Source organism: Rhizobacter sp., assembly GCF_046595475.1.
Classification (GTDB): Bacteria; Pseudomonadota; Gammaproteobacteria; order Burkholderiales; family Burkholderiaceae_C; genus Rhizobacter.
In genome coordinates this window covers 19957-39268 of the sequence record NZ_JBKJOQ010000069.1, presented here as the reverse complement: position 1 = coordinate 39268, position 19312 = coordinate 19957, and the positions used below count along the sequence as shown (strand labels likewise).

19 protein-coding genes are annotated in these 19312 nt (G+C 64.8%); 5 read left to right on the top strand and 14 right to left on the bottom strand.

The genetic code is table 11. The features are described from left to right. From AC30QB_RS12675 to flgB, 13 genes are all read right to left on the bottom strand, one after another. Window positions 1–483, bottom strand: a 483-nt coding sequence (locus AC30QB_RS12675) for a GDSL-type esterase/lipase family protein (RefSeq protein WP_489546581.1), incomplete at its 3' end; no start/stop codon positions are given. Between the two features lie 387 nt (window positions 484–870). After that, on the bottom strand, window positions 871–2076 hold the full coding sequence (locus AC30QB_RS12670; protein ID WP_489546580.1) for an EAL and HDOD domain-containing protein: 1206 nt from the start codon (window positions 2074–2076) through the stop codon (window positions 871–873). A gap of 9 nt (window positions 2077–2085) precedes the next feature. After that, on the bottom strand, window positions 2086–3279 hold the full coding sequence (flgL, locus tag AC30QB_RS12665) for a flagellar hook-associated protein FlgL (RefSeq protein ID WP_489546579.1): 1194 nt from the start codon (window positions 3277–3279) through the stop codon (window positions 2086–2088). Window positions 3280–3307: 28 nt separating this feature from the next. Next, window positions 3308–5275, bottom strand: a complete 1968-nt coding sequence (gene flgK / locus AC30QB_RS12660; protein ID WP_489546578.1) for a flagellar hook-associated protein FlgK — start codon at window positions 5273–5275, stop codon at window positions 3308–3310. A gap of 114 nt (window positions 5276–5389) precedes the next feature. After that, window positions 5390–6328, bottom strand: a complete 939-nt coding sequence (gene flgJ / locus AC30QB_RS12655) for a flagellar assembly peptidoglycan hydrolase FlgJ (protein ID WP_489546577.1) — start codon at window positions 6326–6328, stop codon at window positions 5390–5392. Between the two features lie 87 nt (window positions 6329–6415). Next, the gene (locus AC30QB_RS12650; RefSeq protein ID WP_489546576.1) at window positions 6416–7561 is read right to left on the bottom strand and encodes a flagellar basal body P-ring protein FlgI; all 1146 of its coding nucleotides are present in this window, start codon (window positions 7559–7561) and stop codon (window positions 6416–6418) included. Window positions 7562–7598: 37 nt separating this feature from the next. Beyond that, the gene (locus AC30QB_RS12645) at window positions 7599–8267 is read right to left on the bottom strand and encodes a flagellar basal body L-ring protein FlgH (RefSeq protein WP_489546575.1); all 669 of its coding nucleotides are present in this window, start codon (window positions 8265–8267) and stop codon (window positions 7599–7601) included. Next, a complete protein-coding gene (flgG, locus tag AC30QB_RS12640; RefSeq protein WP_489546574.1) occupies window positions 8267–9049 on the bottom strand; it encodes a flagellar basal-body rod protein FlgG in 783 nt (260 codons plus the stop codon). The genes AC30QB_RS12645 and flgG overlap by 1 nt, the downstream gene beginning before the upstream one ends. A gap of 51 nt (window positions 9050–9100) precedes the next feature. Continuing rightward, window positions 9101–9829: a flagellar basal-body rod protein FlgF gene (gene flgF / locus AC30QB_RS12635; protein WP_489546573.1), complete on the bottom strand. Its 729-nt coding sequence runs from the start codon at window positions 9827–9829 to the stop codon at window positions 9101–9103. A gap of 780 nt (window positions 9830–10609) precedes the next feature. After that, window positions 10610–11872: a flagellar hook protein FlgE gene (gene flgE / locus AC30QB_RS12630; protein ID WP_489546572.1), complete on the bottom strand. Its 1263-nt coding sequence runs from the start codon at window positions 11870–11872 to the stop codon at window positions 10610–10612. 34 nt (window positions 11873–11906) lie between these two features. Continuing rightward, the gene (locus tag AC30QB_RS12625) at window positions 11907–12551 is read right to left on the bottom strand and encodes a flagellar hook assembly protein FlgD (protein ID WP_489546571.1); all 645 of its coding nucleotides are present in this window, start codon (window positions 12549–12551) and stop codon (window positions 11907–11909) included. A 28-nt stretch (window positions 12552–12579) separates the two neighbouring features. Continuing rightward, a complete protein-coding gene (gene flgC / locus AC30QB_RS12620; RefSeq protein ID WP_489546570.1) occupies window positions 12580–13002 on the bottom strand; it encodes a flagellar basal body rod protein FlgC in 423 nt (140 codons plus the stop codon). Between the two features lie 106 nt (window positions 13003–13108). Continuing rightward, entirely contained in the window at window positions 13109–13519 is a 411-nt protein-coding gene (gene flgB, locus AC30QB_RS12615; protein ID WP_489546569.1) for a flagellar basal body rod protein FlgB, read from the bottom strand. A 139-nt stretch (window positions 13520–13658) separates the two neighbouring features. On the opposite strand from flgB, the gene flgA reads away from it, so the two are divergent. The 5 genes from flgA to AC30QB_RS12590 all read left to right on the top strand — a co-directional run bounded on the left by flgA (window position 13659) and on the right by AC30QB_RS12590 (window position 18585). Then, window positions 13659–14390, top strand: coding sequence for a flagellar basal body P-ring formation chaperone FlgA (flgA, locus tag AC30QB_RS12610; protein WP_489546568.1), 732 nt, complete (start codon window positions 13659–13661; stop codon window positions 14388–14390). A 115-nt stretch (window positions 14391–14505) separates the two neighbouring features. Continuing rightward, complete coding sequence (flgM, locus tag AC30QB_RS12605) at window positions 14506–14814, top strand: flagellar biosynthesis anti-sigma factor FlgM (protein WP_489546567.1); 309 nt, start codon at window positions 14506–14508, stop codon at window positions 14812–14814. A 66-nt stretch (window positions 14815–14880) separates the two neighbouring features. Further along, entirely contained in the window at window positions 14881–15246 is a 366-nt protein-coding gene (locus AC30QB_RS12600; protein ID WP_489546566.1) for a hypothetical protein, read from the top strand. Between the two features lie 142 nt (window positions 15247–15388). Then, window positions 15389–18040 (top strand): DUF3857 domain-containing protein, encoded by a 2652-nt coding sequence (locus tag AC30QB_RS12595; RefSeq protein WP_489546565.1) that lies wholly within the window; start codon window positions 15389–15391, stop codon window positions 18038–18040. Further along, window positions 18037–18585 carry a methyltransferase family protein gene (locus AC30QB_RS12590; RefSeq protein ID WP_489546564.1) on the top strand — a complete coding sequence of 183 codons (549 nt, stop codon included), beginning with the start codon at window positions 18037–18039 and terminating at the stop codon, window positions 18583–18585. Before AC30QB_RS12595 ends, AC30QB_RS12590 begins: the two co-directional genes overlap by 4 nt. 107 nt (window positions 18586–18692) lie before the next feature. On the opposite strand, the gene AC30QB_RS12585 is transcribed toward AC30QB_RS12590, so the two are convergent. Further along, on the bottom strand, window positions 18693–19250 hold the full coding sequence (locus tag AC30QB_RS12585) for a hypothetical protein (RefSeq protein ID WP_489546563.1): 558 nt from the start codon (window positions 19248–19250) through the stop codon (window positions 18693–18695). Between the last annotated feature and the right edge of the window lie 62 nt (window positions 19251–19312).

The window sequence follows — 19312 nt, the reverse complement described above, 5'->3', positions numbered from 1 at the left end:
GTTGGAGGCGGTGATGATGGTTGCCACAAGCAACGTCACATTGGGTGAGGCCGTGAAGATCTGGTCGATCAGCGCCGACAGGCGATCCGGCGCCGTGGCCACTTCGAAGTTGCCGTTGATGTCGTTGGTGCCGATGTGCAGCGTGATGATGTTCGGCTGGTAGGTCGCGAGCATGCCGTTGGCGATGCCTGCGATGTCGTTGATCTTCCAGCCCGAGTGGCCTTCGTTGTCGGGGTCGGCGAAGTTGCCGTCGCGCCGCGAGCCGACGAAATTCAGGCTGCTGGCTTCATTGATCAGTTGATTCCACAGCGGCCCTCGGTAGCCATTGCCGCTGGATGTTCCGACGCCGGCGGTGATCGAGTCACCCATGGGCATCAGGCGCAGGTTCTGCGCGTGGGCCGAGAGGCTGGCCACGGCGAGCAAGGCGCTCGCTGCCAGCTTCATCAGCGGGGAAAAAGTCTTTTCTTGGACGCGTGCAGTCATCAATGTCTCCAACTGGTTGTGCCCTGCCTGGTCGATCGCGAGGCATGGGAATTTAGGGGGCGGGGATGCCCGCCATCGCCCAAGTTCCACACGTTCAGCGAGGGCGGCAGGTCGACGGGGGAGCGGCAGCATGCGGCGAGGAGTCGTCCACTCACTATTCACGTAAACCAGGGTATTTGATTAGCGGGAAGAGCAAACATCAACCAGGGCCTGCGGCTCAACGCCGGAAAACGCGCGTTCAGCGCGTGCGCCACTGCGGGTTGGCGCCGAAGTGACAATTCCGGTGCGGCAGCTTGGCTGCGGTTGCCGACGGCATCCACGCTCACGTCCAGACACAAACCTGACTCGACGCCAACAAGGTTGCCGCTGGTTCCAAGGGCCGCCGCATCACTCCACTTGCGAAGCCGCGGTCAGCGCACTCAGCACACAGCGATTGATCTCGCTCACGCTGAGCATCAAGGTCTCGGCCGCCGAGCGAAAGTCGTACAGCGATTCGTTCTCTACCGCCTGCACCAACGCAAAGTACGGCTGATACGGCCCCGTGCCATCGACCAGTGCCTGGTACACGCGCTCCGGCACCGGGATCGTCTTCAGCAGTTCGGAGAACGGCTGCTTGAACATGCGGTCGAGCAAGGAGAACACGCCGCAGATGAACATCTCATTGCGCATTTCTTCGTCGCCCGACGAACGCACCAGCTCTTCCATCAGCAATCCGCGGCGCACCGCTGCAAACATCACCGGTCTCATGTTGCTGTCTTTGCCGGCCGTGGCCAGCAAGAGCGCGAGCCAGCGCTTCAAGCGCTGGTAGCCCAGCATCATGATCGCGTGACGGAAAGAGCTGATCTCCACCCGCAGCCCAAAGGCTGGTGAGTTGATGTAGCGCATCAGCTTGAAGGCGAGCGAGGGGTCTCGCTTCAAGGTGGCTTCGAGCTTTTCGATGGGCTCTTCCTTGTCGACGCGCTGGATCAGCTCCACGATCACTTGCAAGTCGTTTTGCGGCTGCTTGCCTTTGCTCAATGACATGTTGATGGCGTCGTCGATCGGCCAACCCAGCACGGCAGCAGCACCGCGGGTAAAGCTGCCTTCCAGCTCGACCAGCGTGCGCACGCCGGCTTGCACGTGCGGTATGTTGCGCACCACGCCCGCCGGTACTTCACCGCCGGCTTCGTTGATGCGGCGGTCATCGGCCAGGTCGATGATGGAATAGGTGAAGCACGGCAGCACCTCGCGCGGCAGCTCCCGCAAGGGGCGGCCCTTGATCAGCAGCACAGTGCCGGCGGCATGCAGGTTTTGCAGCGCAACGATATTGCTCGTGTCTACTGCCATGAAAGCCGGCACCTCCACCATCAAGTTGGGTGAGGGCGCGGCGCGCATCAGGTCTTGCAGCAGACTTTCGCTCAACACGTTGAGCGAAGCCTTGCCGCCGCTGGCGGGCCACACGCCCCCCACGGCATGCAGCAGTTGGGCCACATCTGGCGTCACTTCAGGGTGCAGCGGGAAGACGGTCAGTCGCGTGGCGGTGACGGCGCGGCTGCGGTCGATGAACGGGGAGTAGCCGAGGGCAACCTGGCCGAGGATGGTGTTGTCGTTCACGCACAAGCCTCAGGTGATGTAGTTGAAGAGCGACATCTTCTGCACCAGCGAATAGCTCTTGAGCGCTGCATCGTATCCCGTTTGCTTGTTCTGAAAGTCGGAAATTGCCTTCACCATGTCCAGCCCTTCCGCGTTGCTGCGGTCGGTCTGGCTGGCCAGGCGCAGGTCGTCGAGGCGGCCGGTGGCGCTGTCGATGCGGTTGAGCGTTTCGCCCACCTGGCTGCGCACCGAGCCCATCTGCATCATGGCCGCATCCACCGCGGCGAGGTAGGTCGAATTGCTCTGCGCAATTTGCGAGCTGCTGCGCAGCGGCGTGTTGAGCGCATTCACGGCCTGGTCGAGCGCGGTGAAGAGGTTCAGGTCGGCGGTGGAAGGCGTGAGGTCGAACACATCGCCATCGGCCGGCACGCCGGTGACAGTGGCCGAGAGGCCATCGACCGCGATGGCCTGGCCGGACCTGTACGGCAAGCCGGCCACCGCCGTGGGCGCGCCATCTTGCAGCACCGAGTAGGTGACCACGCCCGCGGTGTTGGCGAACACCAGGCTGTAGCTGGAGCCCGTCAGCGCGCTGGGGTCGCTCACATGGCCGGTGTCTATCCAGGCGCTGCCGGTGCTGACCGTGGGCGTCGTGACGAAGGTGCCGTTGCCGGTGCGCGCGCTCATCCAGGCCGCTTGCCCGTCGACGGTGAGCGGCAGCGGGTCGCCCGAGGCAGCATCGACCTGGCCGGCAGTGCCCTGGTAGGTCACGCCACCGGCTGAGTCGAGAAACGGGGCATGGTCGGCCGCCTGGCCGCCGAAGAGGTAGGTGCCCGCGCCATCTTGGCGGTTGGCCACCGCCAGCAGCTGCTGGCGCAGGCCGGCGATCTTGTCGGCCACACCGCGGCGCTCTGAGTCGCTGTAGCTGCCATTGCCAGCCGCCACGAAGGCTTCGCGAATCTGCTGCAACAAGCCGGTCGCGTCGCCCATCGCGCCCTCGGCCTGCGTCATCGCGTTCTGGCTGGCATTGACGGCGCGCTGCGTGGCATCGGTGTGCAGCTCGGCGGCCAGCGCGCGCTCGGCCCGGGCCGCCGCGGCCGGGTCGTCGCTCGCGCGGTTGACACGCTTGCCGGTGGTCAGCTGCTCTTGCGCGGTCGAGAGCGCGCTTTGCCGGCGAACCAGGGAGTCGACCGAGGCGTCGAAGGTGTTGGCTGTGCTGATGCGCATGAGGGGGTTCTCAAGTCAAAAAAGAAAACTACTGGCCGGCCATGTGGAGCAAGGTGTCGAACACCGTTTGCGCCACTTGCAGCATCTTGGCCGCAGCCTGGTAGCTCTGCTGGAACTGGATCAGCCGGGCGGCTTCTTCGTCAAGGTTGACGCCCGCCTTGTTGACGCGCGCCGTCTCGGCCGTCGAGGCGATGGTGCTCGAGATGCCCGCAGAAGACTTGGCGCTCTGCACCCGCACGCCGATGTCGGACAGCGCACTGGCATAGGCGTCGGTGATGGTGCGGCCTGGCACCAGCGTGCCGTTGCCCAGGGTCTGCGCGCCGACGAAGGCCGCGCTGCCCAGCGCCACGAACGACACGGCATTGCCGTTGTTGGCGGCCGGGGAAGTGGTGGGGGCTACGCTGACGACGTCGCCGTTGCGCGGCACACCGTTGAGCTGCAGCGAGAAGCCGTTGAGCGTGATGGGCGTGCCGGCCGTCCAGGTGCCGGTGCCACTGGCAACGATGGCACTGCTCGCGTCGAGCATGTCGTAGTTGTAGTCACCGGTGTTCGAGTTGAAGGTGACGCGTGTTGTCAGCGTCGGGTCGTAGGCCGTCGAGTCGATCACACCCAGTGACGCCGCAGTGGCCGTACCGGTGTTGGTCACGGCGAAACTGCCGGTCACGGCCGAGGCCGCCGCCAGACCCTTCGGGTCGCTGAGCACGGCCTGCATGTTGGCTGCAGCAGGGCCTACGGCCTGCAGCAGGAAACGATCGCCCGAAGCCGAGGTGCCGGAGTTCATCTGCAGCGTCAGGCCGTCCACCTGCACGCCTGCCGCCAGGGCTGCGGGCGAGAAGGGGCTGCCGACGGCGGTGATGCCATCAGACAAGCGGGTGAGCGAATAGTCGCTGCCATCGAAGCGCAGCTCGTAGTCACTGGCCTGCACGTGGGTGAAATCACTGACCGACAGGGCGAACACGGCGTCACCGGCATTGCTCGAGGCCGGCAGGGAGCGCGGCGCACCCACCGAGAACATCGGCGCGCCTGCGCTCGCCGGCTGACCGGCATCCAGACCCAGGGCCTGCTGCTGGTTGATGGCACCGCTGATGGCGACGGCAATCTGCCCCAGCAGGTTGCGTGCATCGGTCAGGTCTTCGTTCTGAAAGCGCACCAGGCCGGCGATGGAGCCGCCGGTGATGCTGTCAGTCGGCACCAGGCTGTTGAGGCTGCCGGAGCGCAGCGCGAGTTGCAACTTCGACGGGTCGTACACATCGGGTGCCGCGGCCAGCGTACTGGACGTGCTGCCCAGCACGAGCGACTGGCCGCCGCCGATGAACAGGCCCACCGTGCCGTCATCGGCCAGGATGGAGGTGACGTTGATGTAGCCACCGATTTCACCCACCAGCCTGTCTCGTGCGTCGAGCAAGTCGTTGGGCGAATGGCCTGCACCGTTGAGCGCCGAGATCTGCTTGTTGAGGTCGGCCACCTGGCCCGCCAGCGCATTCACGCTTGCGATGTCCGACTTGATGTCTTGCGACACGCCGGCCTGCAAGGTGTTGAGCTGCTCGCCTGCCGTCTTGAAGCGTGCCGCCAGCTCCTTGGTGCGTGTGAGCACCACTTGCCGAGCCGACGGATCTTGCGGGTTGTTGGCCACGTCGACAAAACCGTCGAGCACCTGGCGTGCGGCCTGGCCGATACCGGCCTCGCCCAGCGGGAACACGCTTTCCAGCTGAGTGAGCTGGGACATGCGCGTGTTGTCGGCAGCGGCCAACGAGTTGGTGACGGCGGCCTGGCTGGTCAGGAAGCGGTCGTATGAGCGGGCCACCGTGGCCACGTTGACGCCCTGGCCGAAGAAGCCGGCGCCGGTGTACTGGCCCTTGCCGGTTTCCAGCTGCGCTTCCTGGCGCGAGTAGCCGACGGTGTTGGCGTTGGCAATGTTGTTGCCGGTGGTCTGCAGCGCAGCGAAGTTGGCGAACATCGCCCGCGTGCCGATGCCCATCAGAGTTGATGCTCCCATGTCAGTTCATCCCCGAACGAAGCGAGTGGGAAATGGCAAGCAGGCCGACGCCGGGCCGCCCCAAGGCGGCCGGCGCCCCCTCCGGGGGCAGTGAACGAAGTGAGCGTGGGGGCTTCATGCCATGCGTTGCAGGCGCAACGTGGTGTTGATCATGCGAGTGAGCTTGGAGGCGTACTCCGGGTCGGTCGCATAGCCCGCCTTTTGCAGCCCCTGCGCAAAGCCTTGCGCCGAGGCGCCGCTCTGCACCACTTTCGAGTAGCGCGGGTTGTTCTTCATCATCTTGGCGTAGTCGGTGAAGGCCTCTTCGTAGCTGCCGTAGGCTCGAAACTTGGCCTTGACCTTGTGCGCCCGGCCATCGACCACCTCGGTAGTGGTGACCTCGGTGGTCGGGCCCTTCCAGCTGCTGCCGGCCTTGATGCCGAAGACGTTGAACGAGCTCGTGCCATCGGTGTTCTTGATCTCATGGCGGCCCCAACCCGACTCATGCGCGGCCTGCGCCACCATGAAGTTGGCCGGTATGCCGGTGGCGGCTTCGGCCGCCTTGGCCGCGCTGTCGTGCAGCTTCAGGAAACCGATCTGCCTGTCTTTGCCTTGCAGGCTGTGGCTGAGCGGCACGGCTATTTCTTTGGACGTTTCTTTGGGCGTTTCTTTGGGCGTTTCTTTGCCTGCTTCTTTGGCGGCTTCTTTGGCCAAGGGCGTGGCAGCAGCAGTGGCCGCCGTGGCATCAGCCGCGATGTTGGCCAGCGGCTCGCCGAGCTGTCTTTCGAGCTGCTTCGCAATCACTTCCGACAAGCCGCCGCGCAAGCCTGTCATCTGGGTGGCGAACTGCGTGTCCAGCATTTCGGTGCCCATCTTGGTGCCAGCGTTGTCGAGCATGCCCGACGACACCGTGGCCTCTCGCATGCTCTTCATCAGCTGCTGCATGAAGATGCCTTCGAACTGCTTGGCGGCTTCACGCACCGCCGCCTTCGGGTCGGTCGAAGCCGTGTTGCGCAGGTTCGCCAACGCCCGAATGTCGCCGCCACCGATGGGGGAGCCAGATGAAATGGCCATGTCAAACCTCCAGTCTTTCGGAGCGCGAAGCGAAGCAAGCGCGACCCATCGAGCAACAACTCACGGAACGAAGTGAGCGTGGGGGCCTCATATGACCTCGATCTCGGCGTTCAGCGCACCGGCGGTTTTCATCGCCTGAAGAATCGCCAGCAGATCTTGCGGCGTGGCACCCAGCGCGCTCAACGCTTTCACCACATCGGCCAGCTTGGTGCCGGCCGGCAGCTGAATCAGCGCGCCAGGCTCTTGCTTGATGGTGATCTCGGCCTTTTCCTTCACCACCGTCTCACCCTTGGAGAACGGCCCGGGCTGGCTGATCACCGGCGTGCTGTTGATGGTGACCGACAGGCTGCCATGCGCCACGGCGCAGGCGCTCAAAGAGACGCTCTGGTTCATCACCACCGAGCCGGTGCGTGCATTGACCACCACTTTGGCCGCGGGCGCGGCAAGCTCCAGCGGCAGGTTTTCGATGTCGGCCAAAAAGGCCACCCGCATCTCAGGCGACTCGGGCATGCGCACCTGGATCACGCGGCCATTGATGGCGCGGGCGGTGCCGTCACCCATCTTGGCGTTGATGGCGCGCACCACTTCGCGTGCGGTGCTGTAGTCGTTGGCGTTCAGGTCGAGCTGCAGGCTCTGGCCCTGGTTGAGGGGGGTGGGTACCGAGCGCTCGACCGTGGCGCCTTCGGGCACGCGGCCCGCGCTCAGGTGGTTGATCTGCACCTTGGAGCCGCCGGCCGAAGCACCCGCACCGCCCACGATCAGGTTGCCTTGCGCGAGCGCGTAGACCTGGCCGTCTGCGCCCTTCAGTGGCGTGGCGATCAGCGTGCCGCCGCGCAGCGACTTGGCATTGCCCATAGACGCCACGCTGATGTCGATGGTCTGGCCGGGCTGTGCAAACGCCGGCAGTTGCGCGGTGACCATCACGGCCGCCACGTTCTTGATCTGCATGTTGGTGCCTGCGGGCACGGTCACGCCCATTTGCTGCAGCATGGCTGCCAGGCTCTGAGCGGTGAAGGGGGCCGAGGTGGTCTGGTCGCCGGTGCCGTCGAGGCCAACGACGAGGCCGTAGCCCACCAACTGGTTGCTGCGCACGCCTTGAACGGCGGCCACTTCCTTGAGGCGTGTGGCGTGTGCCGAAAAGGGCCACCACAGGGCGGCAGTGGCGACCATGACCGTGAGCCCGATCAGGGCCTTGATCAATGCTTCGAGCAGCTTGTCTTGTGTGGTTTCCATGTGGCAGCAGTCCTGGTTGCTGCCATTCTGGAATTCTTTAGAACGGTAGAACGTTCAAAAAGAAGCGCCCCAACCACCCTATTCCGTTGGCATCGGCCTGGGCGCCTCTGCCACGGTGGTCCACGCGCACGTTGGCGATCTGCGCAGACGCCACGGTGTTGCCCGGCTGTATGGCCCGCGGGTCGACCTGGCCCGAGAAGCGCAGCACATCAACGTTCTGGTTCACGCCGATCTGCTTCTCGCCGGTGATGAGCAAATGCCCGTTGGGCAAGACTTCCGTCACGATCGAGGTGATGGTGCCCGAGAAGTCGTTGGTGTTTTCAGTGCCACCCTTGCCGGCAAAGGTGTTGGCCGAGCTGCCTTCCACCGTGGCGCGCGCAAAGGCGGCCGGGCGGATGCCTGGCAAGGCTGTCACGCCGCCCGAGATGGAGCCGCTCTTGTCGATGGAGGTCGTGCTCTTCTGGCTGGCTGCGACTTTCTCCACGATCTGCACGGTGAGGGTGTCGCCCACCAGGCGCGCGCGGTGGTCTTCGAACAGCGGGCGGTACTGCCCGGCCTGAAAGATCGAGCCGTTGCTCACCACCGGTGTTTCGACCGGAGCGGGGCGAACCTTGGGCGAGCCGGCCACGTCGACCTTGGGCACGCCGTACAGCGTCTCGCAACCACCCAGCACGAGGCAGGCGGCCGCCAGCAGCCAGGCCTTCATCACAACTGCGCCAGACGTTGCAGCATCTGGTCTGAAGTCTGGATGGCCTTGGAGTTGAGTTCGTAGGCGCGCTGCGTCTGGATCATGCCGACCAGCTCTTCGACCACGTTCACGTTTGAGGTCTCGACGAAGCCTTGCTGCAAGGCGCCCAGGCCGTTGAGCCCCGGCGTGCCAGCGGTGGGCGTGCCCGATGCCGCGGTCTCGACGTAGAGGTTCTGACCCTTGGCTTCCAGGCCGGCCGGGTTCACGAAATTGGCGAGCTGAAGCTGGCCCACCGTTTGCGGCGCGGTCTGTCCTTGCACGGCCACGCTCACGGTGCCGTCAGAGCCTATGGTCACGGTCTGTGCGTTGGCCGGAATGGTGATGCCGGGCTGCACGGTGTAGCCGTTGTTGGTGACGAGCTGGCCTTGCGAGTTGACCTGGAACGAGCCGTCACGCGTGTAGCCGGGCGTGCCGTCGGGCATCTGGATCTCGAAGAAGCCCGAACCGCGCACCGCTACGTCGAGCGTGTTGCTGCTCTGCTGCAGGTTGCCCTGCGTAAAGCTGCGCGAGCTGGCCACGGCGCGCGTGCCCAAGCCCACTTGCAAGCCAGTGGGCAGCGTCGTTTGCTCGGTGCTGTTGGCGCCGGCCTGGCGCAGGTTCTGGTACATCAAATCTTCGAACACCGCGTGCGACTTCTTGTAGCCGTTGGTCGCGGTGTTGGCCAGGTTGTTCGAGATGTGGTCCAGCTGGGTTTGCTGAGCCTCCATGCCGGTTTTCGAGATCCACAGGGAACGCATCATGTTGAATGCTCCTTATCGTGTGATGGGGGGTGCGACGGGTGGTGCGACGGGTCAGCCCATCGAGAGCAGTTGAGCCGCGGCCTTCTCGTCGCCTTCGGCTGTCTGCAGCATCTTCATTTGCGCTTCGAACTGGCGTGCCGCGGTGATCATCGACACCATGGTCTCGACGGCGCTCACGTTAGAGCCTTCGAGCGCGCCGTCTTGCACGCGTGCGGTGGGGTCGGCGGCCAGTTCGCCTTCAGGAGCACGAAAGAGGCCGTCTTCGCCGCGCTCGAGCGCCGTCTCGGGCGTCACCAGCTTGAGCTTGCCCACTGCGGTGTTCTTGCCGGTGCTGGCGTTCTTGGCGCTGATGGTGCCGTCGGAGCCGATGCTCACCTCGCTGTTGGCAGGAATCTGGATCGGGCCACCGTCGCCCATCACGGGCAAGCCGCTGCGGGTGACGAGGGTGCCTTCGTTGTTGATGTCAAGCGCGCCGCCGCGGGTGTAGCCCTCGGTGCCGTCGAGTGCCTGCACCGACAGCCAGCTGTTGCCCTTCACGGCCACGTCTAGGTTGCGCCCGGTGTTGCTCACGACACCGGGGCTGGCGTCGTAGCCGGGTGTGGTTTCGAGTGCGTAGACGCGGGTGCTGGCGCCGCTGCCTTGCACGGGCACGGCGCGAAAGGCCTGCAGCTCGGCTCTGAAGCCCGGCGTCGACACATTGGCCAGGTTGTTGGCCAGAGTGTCTTGGCGCTGCATCATGGCTTTGGCGCCAGACATCGACAGGTAGATCATGCGGTCCATGTCATTGCTCCTTGTTCAGGGTGGCCTTCGCACCCCCAGCCGCTCAGCCTGACCCTTCGATACCTCAGGGCAGGGTACGCATTCGCGGATCGAAGGCCTGTTCCGCTATTCGCGAATCGCAATTGCTCACCGCGTAAGGCCGCGTCGGGCTTTCGTCCCGACAGCCGAGTCCCTTTTCTTTGCTTCGCCAAAGAAAAGGAACCAAAAGAAAGGCGACCCTCGTCACCGGTCGGCCTAGGGCCGACTGCTCTGCGCTGCTCGGTCTTTGCGGGTCGGGCAGAACTCACTTCGCGGCCTGCGGCCGCTGCGCTCAAACAACTGCCCGAAGTCAGTTGTTGAGGCGCGCTGATGCGCGCCCCCGCAAAGCCCTGCGCTGCTCGACGGCTCTGAAGGGGCCCAAGAGCAATACGGTCGTTTGCTGCGCAAACATTCCCTGTCAACGCGCCGAGGCGCAGCGAGGCGAGTGGAGAAGAAATCGCAGCAGGTGTGCGGCTTGTCTTCAGCATGGCGTTGACAGGCCGTAGCTTGCAGCCACGCAGCTGTGACAGATGGAGAGCGCCTTTGCTTTGGTTACTTTCATTTGGCGCGACAAATGAAAGTGACTCGCCCGCCGGGGCGACTACCCGGCGCCGTCGAGCAAGACCGGAAGAAATACATACGCGCAGCGGCACAGGCCTTCGATCCGCGAAGCGGACCCTGCCCTGAGCTTGTCGAAGGGTCAGGCTGAGCGGGTGGTGGCAGGCGGACAACAAGCGACACACGATCAATCTCAATCACTCATCAACGCAGATTCACAAGCGTTTGCAACACCTGATCCTGCGTCTTAATGGTCTGCGCGTTCGCCTGATAGATGCGCTGCGCGGTGATCATGTTGACCAGCTCGGCGGTCATGTCGACGTTGGATTCTTCAAGTGCGCCCGACTGCAGCACCCCCAGGTTGCCCTGGCCCGGCGTGCCCACGACGGGGTCGCCCGACTCGAAAGTGCGTGACCACAGGTTGGCGCCCAGCGGCTTCAGGCCTTGCGTGTTGCGGAAGGTCGAGAGCTCGATCTGGCCGGCCGGCTTGGACTGGCCGTTGGAGTACGTGGCCATCACGATGCCGGTTTTTTCGATCGAGAGACCCGACAGCTGGCCCGGCGCGTAGCCGTCTTGCGTGAGGTTGGTGACGCCGAAGCCGGCACCGTATTGCGTCGCACCTGACAGGTCGAGCTGAATGCCGGGGATGGCCAGCGTGTCGGCACCCGCCGCGTTGACGGAGGCTGGCACGTCAAGCGTCACCCGGCCGGCCGGCGCGAGCGGCGAGCCGCCGTTGCTCGGGAAGGTGATGGTGGTCAGCGGGGCGGGGTCGCCTGCGCCGTCCAGCGCCACCGAGGTGCCGTTGGCTGTGACGTACACATTCCAGGTGTCGGTGCTGGCCTTCTGGAAGTAATAGGTCAGCGCCACGTTCTGGCCTTTGTCGTCGTAGGCGGTGAGCGAGGTGGCGTTGTTGTAGGTGCTGGCATCGTTCGTGCTGAACTGAGGCGCGCTCGCCGGCAGCGTGGTGGCCGCGCGCGAGTCGAGGTTGAACTCCATGTCGATCCGGGTCGTCGACGCGGGGTTGATGCCCGCTGTAGGCAGCTGCAGGGGCCCGGCCAAGCCGGGCTGGATCACGCCCTGGCCGTCGGCCGGGTAACCCAGCAACTGGCCACCGTTGTTGGTGACGATGTAGCCGTCCTTGTTGATCTGGAACTGGCCGTTGCGTGAGTACAGCGTCTGCCCGCCCTGGCTCACCTCGAAGAAGCCCGAGCCATTGATGGCCAGGTCCAGCGAGCTGGCAGTGGTGGTGATATTGCCTTGGGTGAACTGCTGCGTCACGGCCAGCACGTTCACGCCGATGCCGACGTTGTTGGTGGTGCCCGCGCCCAGGGCCGCAGCGTAAACGTCGCCAAACTCGGCGCGCGACGACTTGGCGCCAAACGTGTTGGCGTTGGCAACGTTGTTGCCGATGATCTCTAAGTTTTTGCTCGCCGCATTCAGACCGGAGAGACCTTGCTGGAAGCCCATGGAGTGTCCTTTCTAAGAGCCGAATCGGCCGGAATCAGTTGAAAGCCTTGACCTTGCTGTAGGCCACGTTGCCCGAGCTCGCAAGCTCCAGGCTCAGGCTATCGCCCGACGTGTTGACAGCCTTGACGCGGTCACGCATCAGCGCAGTTGCCTCAAGCTTGGTGCTGCCGCTGGTGGCCTCCAGGCGGAAGGTCACGCCGTTGGTGGCGTTGTTGCCGGCCGTCCAGTCAAAGCTGTGCAAGCCGGCCGTTTGCGCGCCGATGTTCAGGGTGTCGATCACCTGGCCGGCTGCGCTCAGCACTTCGACCTTCACGTTGTCGGCCGCGCTGTTGAGCTCGAAGCCGCCCTGGCCGATGCCGTCGGCCACGCTGATCTTGTTGCCGGGCACGACCACGTCTCGGCCTACCAGCGTGGCGCCTTGCAGCGCCTGCATCTGCGTGAAGTTCCCTTGCAGGCCCTTCACCGTGGTGTTGAGCTTCTCGATGCCCGTCACCGTGTTGATCTGCGCCATCTGGCTGGTGACCTGGGCGTTGTCCATCGGCGACAGCGGGTCCTGGTTCTGCATCTGCGCCACCAGCAGCTTCAAGAAACGGTCGGCGCTGCCGGCCTCGTTGGCGGTGACGACGCTCGACTTGCTGTTCAGCTCGGCGTAGGTGGATTGAATGTTGGTGACGGCCATGGCGGTTCCTTGTCAGGTGAGAGGTGGGTCACTGACCCATCTGCAAGGTCTTGAGCAGCAGCGTCTTGGCCGTGTTCATGACTTCGATGTTGTTCTGGTATGAGCGCGAGGCCGAGATCATGTTGACCATCTCTTCCACTGCGTTCACGTTGCTGTAGGTCACGTAGCCATCGGCATCGGCGCTCGGGTGCTTGGGGTCGTGCACGCGGCGGCCGGGAGTCTGGTCTTCGCTGATGTTGCTGACCTTCACGCCCGCAGCGGCAGCGCCCGCGGGCTGGCCCGCCTGGCCCATGAGTTCGGTTTGAAAGGTGACCTGCCGCGCCTTGTAGGCCGTGCCATCGGGGCCCGCCACGGTGTCGGCGTTGGCCAGGTTGGAGGCGACGACATTGAGGCGCTGGGATTGCGCGCTGACCGCGCTGCCTGAGACATTGAAGATCTGAAACATGCTCATGACAACCCCTCGTCCGATGCGTACATCGACCGCTCCCCCGAGGGGATGCCGGCCGGCTTGGGAGCGGCCCGGCGCTCGGCCGGCTGCAAGTTAGAGATCGACTTCATCACTGCCCCCTGATGGCATCGAGCATGGTGCGCACGTTGCCGTTGATGAAGCGCAGCGTGGCTTCGTATCGCACCGAGTTGTCGGCGAAGCTGGCGCGCTCGCGGTCCATGTCGACCGTGTTGCGGTCGAGGTTGGTCTGGCTGGGTGTCGAATACACCAGGTTGGCTTGCACTGCGGCGGTGGTCGAATCAGCGCCACCGATGTGGCCCGGCTGGCTGGCGGCCAACACCGGGGCGCCCTGCATCTGGCCGGTGGCTTGGCGCAGCGCGGCAGTGAAATCCATGTCGCGGGCCACGAAGCCGGGCGTGTCGGCATTGGCAATGTTGCCGGCGATCAGGCGCTGCCGCTCCGAGCGCAGGCTCAGTGCCTGGCCGTGGAAGTCGAGCGTACTGGTGAGACTGTTCAGCATGTTGGATCCCAAGACAAAACCCATGGGGTGATGTGAAAGGATTGTGAGCAGCATGTTTCAAAACATAAGCGGGAATAGCCGGCCCTTTCTCTGCCATTTCCGCGTCTTGGGTAGGGCTTGTCACTTCTAAAGTGGCAGCGTGAAGAAGACCCTGCCCTTATTGCGTTTCCTGCCGCGTTTCCTGCCACGTTTCCTATTGGCCGCCTGGCTGTGCGCCTGTGCAGGTGGCGCGCACGCGCAGTCCCTTACCGACTCGCTGGTCGACCAGGTGCGCCGTTTCGTCGCGGCGCAGGTGGCCGCTGCCGGCATGCCCAAGGTCGAAGTCGTGCCCGGCCGGCTCGACGCCCGCCTGCGTCTCACGCCTTGCACGGAAGTGCGGGCCTACCTGCCCGGCGGTGCCCGCCTGTGGGGCAAGACCCGCGTGGGCCTGCGTTGTGTGAAAGGCGTCACGGCCTGGAACGTCTACATGCCGGTGACGGTGAACGTCTTTGGCCCGGCGCTGGTCTCAACCGGCGCCCTGCCAGCAGGCCATGTGCTGACGGCCACCGATTTTCGTCAAGCCGAGGTCAATCTGGCCGATGACCTGATGAACCCGCCCGTCACGAACGAGGCTGCACTGCTGGGGAGAACCCTGGCCCGCCCGGCCTCGCCCGGCCAGAGCCTGCGCACGAGCAGCCTCAAGGCCCGCCAGTGGTTTGCCGCCGGCGACCAGGTGCAGATCAGGGCGGCAGGCAATGGTTTTGCGGTAGCCGGGGCAGGTGAAGCCGTCACGGCAGGGATGGAAGGGCAGCCGGCCCGCGTGCGCACCGAAAGCGGCCGCGTGGTGTCGGGCATGCCAGTCGCAGAGCGACAGCTGGAGATCGCATTGTGAAATTTGGGCGCCACACCCACAATTCGAAAGAAATTCCTAAAGTCCAGCGCCGGACGGGCCGATACACCGTCCATGTTGAAAGGTTTGGGTTTGGCTCAGGCCCAAGGAGCACATGATGAAAATCGGCAATCCCACAGATAAACCCGCAGGCGTAGCCCCTGTCGGGCCAGCACGCACCCAGCCTGGCGAAACAGCCAAGGCCCAGGAGGCGGCGGCCCACACCACCGACGCGAGCGCCAAGGTCGAGCTGTCCAACACCGCGGCCACGCTGCTGTCGACCGGCAACAACTCTGATTTCGACGCCGACAAGGTGGCCCGCATTGCGCAGGCCATCAGCGACGGCAAGTTCGAAATCAACGCCGAGAAGATCGCAGACAGGCTGATCGCCAACGCGCACGAAGTGCTGGGCAAGCCGCAACACTGAGCGCCGTGTGTGCGCATCCGCCAGCTCACCTTGGGTGACATCACAATGAATACGCCAGCCCCTCTCATGGCTAGCCCCGAACTCGAAACCACGCTCGCCGCGGTAGAGACCCAGCTCGCATCACTGGGCGAATCGCTGCGCGCCAACGACAGCGTGGCCATAGACCACCACGCCACCGAGCTGCACCGCGCCCTGGCGCGTGCCGTCGACCACTTCACCCACGCCGCCCGCAGCGGCCCCGTGCCCCCGCCCCTGCGCGAGCGGCTCAAGCTCGCTGGCGGCCTGGTGGCCTCGCAACGCGAGTCACTTGCCCGCGCCACCGCCGCACTTGACCGCGCGATGGACGTGCTGATGCCGCGCGAGCGCGCGGCATCGGTCTACTCTGCCGGCGGCGCTGACCGCAGCCTTCGGGGTGGTGTGATCCAGGCCTGATCGCCTGCCCCCGGCCAACAGCTGGGGCCCTCTGCTTCTCGTGAAAGAATCGGCTGCGCGCGCGTGCGCCACAGCCGATCTGCGCTTGTGTAAGCCACAAAGCGGCTACAAAGCAGCTACAACGCAAAGCGAGGGAGCCTTCTTGAACACTCGACCAATCCCGCCTCGCTGCGGGTCTGCCTGGCGACGCCTGGTCGCGCTGGCCTGTTGCTGGCTCGGCATGGGCTGCGCCCTCGCGGCCTCGCCCGATTTCAATGTCGCCCCCATACCGGCCTGGGTACAGCCGCTCGCACCCACCGAGCCGGCGGTGACGCCCACCGAGCAGATCAGCCATGGCACCTACTACCTGTTGATCGACACGCAAACCCGCGTCGACGCGCAAGACAAAGTGCACTACCGGCACGTGGCCAGCAAGGCGCTCAACGAGCGCGGGGTCGAGTCGGTGGCGCATGTCGAAATCCATTTCGATCCCTCGTACCAGGGGCTCACGCTGCACATGATCCAGGTGCGCCGCGGCGCGCGCGTCATCCCCAAGCTGGCCACCGCGTCGGTCAAGGTGCTGCAGCGTGAGAAAGAGCTCGAGTACCTGATCTTCGATGGCAGCAAGACAGCGAATGTGTTTCTCGACGACATCCGCGTGGGCGACATCGTCGAATACGCCTATTCATTGCGCGGCAGCAACCCAGTGTTCGGCAACCTGCAGTTCGGGCGCTTCGACCTGCAGTGGAACGTGCCGGTGCATCACATGTACGCACGCCTGCTGTGGCCCCAGGGCCGCGCGCTTGACCTGCGGCCGCGCAACAGCACCCTGCAAGCGGCGGTCACCGAGCGCGGAAGTCACCGCGACCACGTGTGGCAGAGCAAGGACCTCACGGCGCGGGTGGTCGAGTCCGACACCCCCAACTGGTTTGATTCCTACCCGTCGGTGGAATGGGGCGAGTTCAAGGACTGGCAGGCCGTGGCGCGCTGGGCCGTGCCCTACTACCGGCTGCCGTCGCAGCTGAGCCCGGCGCTGCAAGCCGAGGTCGATCGCATCGCGAAAGCCCATGCCTCGCCTGAAGAACGTCTGTTGGCCGCGCTGCAATTCGTGCAGCGCGAGATCCGCTACATGGGAGTCGAGATCGGCCCGGGCTCGCACGCCCCCAGTGCGCCGCAAAAGGTGCTGGAGCGGCGCTTTGGCGACTGCAAAGACAAGTCGCTCCTGACCATGACCTTGCTGCAGAGCCTGGGTGTTGAGGCACGCGCAGCGCTGGTGAGCACCTCGCAGCGACGAGGCATCCGCGAGCTGCAGCCGGCGCCATACGCCTTCAACCATGTGCTGGTGCAGGCCCGCATAGCCGACCGCATCTACTGGCTAGACCCCACGCGCTCACCCCAGAAGGGCGACCTGGCACACCTCTATCAGCCGGACTACGAAGCCGCCCTCGTGATCGACCCCGGCACGCGCGAGTTGTCGTCGATGGCCAACGACACCCATGTGTCCACGCGCACCATCCACACCCTGTTTGAAGCCCAGGCCGGCTTCGACCAGCCCGTGCGCTATACGGTGACCACCGTCGTGCAGGGCATGAGCGCCGAAAGCCTGCGCAGCACGCTCGCCACCGAAAACCGCGAAGACCTGCAGAAGCGCTACTTGAATTTCTACGCGCGCTACTACCCCAAGCTGACGCTCGATGCGCCCATGAGCGTGCAAGAAGACGAGCGCGACAACCGTCTGACACTCACCGAGCACTACCTGATCACCGACTTCTGGAAGCGCGCCAATGAGCGCAAGCGCCTCGAAGCCGCGATCCATGTACCCGAGGTCGACGAGTACCTGCGCGGCCCGCGGGAATCCATTCGTCAAAGCCCCTTGGGCCTGGCTCACCCGGTGAAGCTCACACACACCACCGAAGTGAGGTTGCCCGAAGCCTGGGATCTCCGCACCGAAAACACCCGCATCGAAGACGCGAGCTTCGAGTTCGAGCGCAAGAAGTCAGAAAAGAACAGAGTGTTGACGCTGGTCGACAGCTTCCGATCGCGCGCCGACCACGTGGCGCCCGCCGACACGGCGCGCTATGCAGCCAACCTCGGCAGAGCACGCGACCTTGTCGACTTCATGCTCTACAAGCGAGAGGATGCCCCGCCCGTCGCCGCGCTCACCGGCATGGACCGCTTCAATTGGACGATCGCCCTGCTCGGCGCGCTGATGCTGGCGGGTTTCACCTGGTTGGCGCTCAAGGTCTATCGCCACGACCCACCGGCGCTGCCGCGTGCTACTTTTGCAAACAGGCTGCAAGGCATAGGCGGCTGGCTGCTGCTGCCCGCCCTGGGCGCGGTGGTGATGCCCATCCGGCTGGTCTTCGAGACCAACAAATTGCTGCCCTCGTATGCGGCAGACACATGGGCGCAGCTCACCACCGCGGGCACGACGGCTTACCACGCGATGTGGGCGCCGGCGTTGCTGTTCGAGCTGGCGGCCAACCTTGGCTACCTGGTGTTCTCGGTTCTGCTGCTGGTGATGTTCTTCCAGAAGCGGCGCGGCGCACCGGCGCTCTACATCGGCGTGCTGGCAGGCAGCTTCCTGATCCGTGGCATAGACCTCGCGCTGGTATACAGCATTCCAAGCGCTGCCAAGGACATCACCAGCAAGGACTGGGGTGAGCTGACGCGCAGCCTGCTTGCCCTGTGCATCTGGGCCAGCTACTTTCACCTCTCAGAGCGTGTGAAAGCCACCTTCGTCAACGGCCGAAAAGCCGAGCCGCCAGCCTTTGAAGCCACTCTGCCCAGCGCCATGCCGGAGCACGCCAGATGATCGAGATCGCCCTCTTCATCGTCGGCAGCGCCTTCTTCCTTTACGTCTCGCGGCACGCATTGCTCAAGCCGCGCTCGCACGGCTTCTACCGCTTCTTCGCGTGGGAAATGATGCTGGCCCTGGTGCTGATCAACTTCCCGATGTGGACGGTCGACCCGCTCTCGCCGCGGCAGATGGCCTCCTGGCTGCTGCTGGTCGCGTCGTTGGTGCTGGTGGTGCAGGCTGTGCGCCTGCTGCAGGCCATCGGCAGGCCCACCGAGGCACGTGCCGATGCTGAGCTGCTGCCGTTTGAAAAGACCTCGGCGCTGGTGACGAGCGGCATCTTTCGCTACATCCGCCACCCGATGTACGCCGCCCTGCTCTACCTCACCTGGGGCGCCTACCTGAAAGACATCACCCCGCTCAGCACCGCCTTAGCCGGCGGCGCAAGCATCGCTCTCCTGCTCACTGCGTTGCGTGACGAAGCCGAGTGCCTGCAGCATTTCGGCACGGCCTATGCCGAGTACATGCGCACGAGCCGGCGCTTCCTGCCCTTTCTGTTCTGAGGCACGGCTGGCAGCGTGGTTCTTGGCATGCGCCACCAACCGTGCGGCATGACGCCGCTGCGCCAAGATCATCATGGTCGCGAACGAGAACATCTTGTGGCGCGTCTTCATGACAGCAGCCTTTCCACACCACGCCGCCCTTGCAGCACCGCCAGCGCATTGGCCACGGCCGGTGCCGCACCTGCGGCCGCCTCTTCCACGCTGACGGCCGGCGCCTCGCTGGGCAGAAAGCGCAGGTCAAACTGCGGCACATGCACGCCTGAGCCACCCCAGCGGTCGTGCAAGCTCTGATGCAAACGACGGCGCGCCGCCTCTGCGGGTGCGCCGCTGCCGCAGTCGATCACCGCCACGATGCGGTGCACCCGCGGCTCACCCTGGTCGTCGACCGACATCTCGGCCACATGCGCGGCCACGGCGCCCAGCGCCACGCTCAGCGCAATGCCGCGTGATCGGCCCACCGGCAGTGGCCGGCTCCAGCCCGAGATGCGTGCTGCTTCGTCGAGCACACGGCGCAGCCGAGAAGTGCCGGGCAGCATCTCGCGCCGGTACTGCACCGGGTCGCGCCACGCGGCACGGGCCAGCTCGTCGATGAAGCATTCGGTGAAAAAAGTGGCCGCGTAGCGCTGGCGCGGCGCAATCTCACGGGTGGGGGTCAGGGCAAGCATGGCAACTCCGAAGCTGTTCACACACAAGCCCATGCTCGGCGCGCCCGGTTAAAAAGTTATTA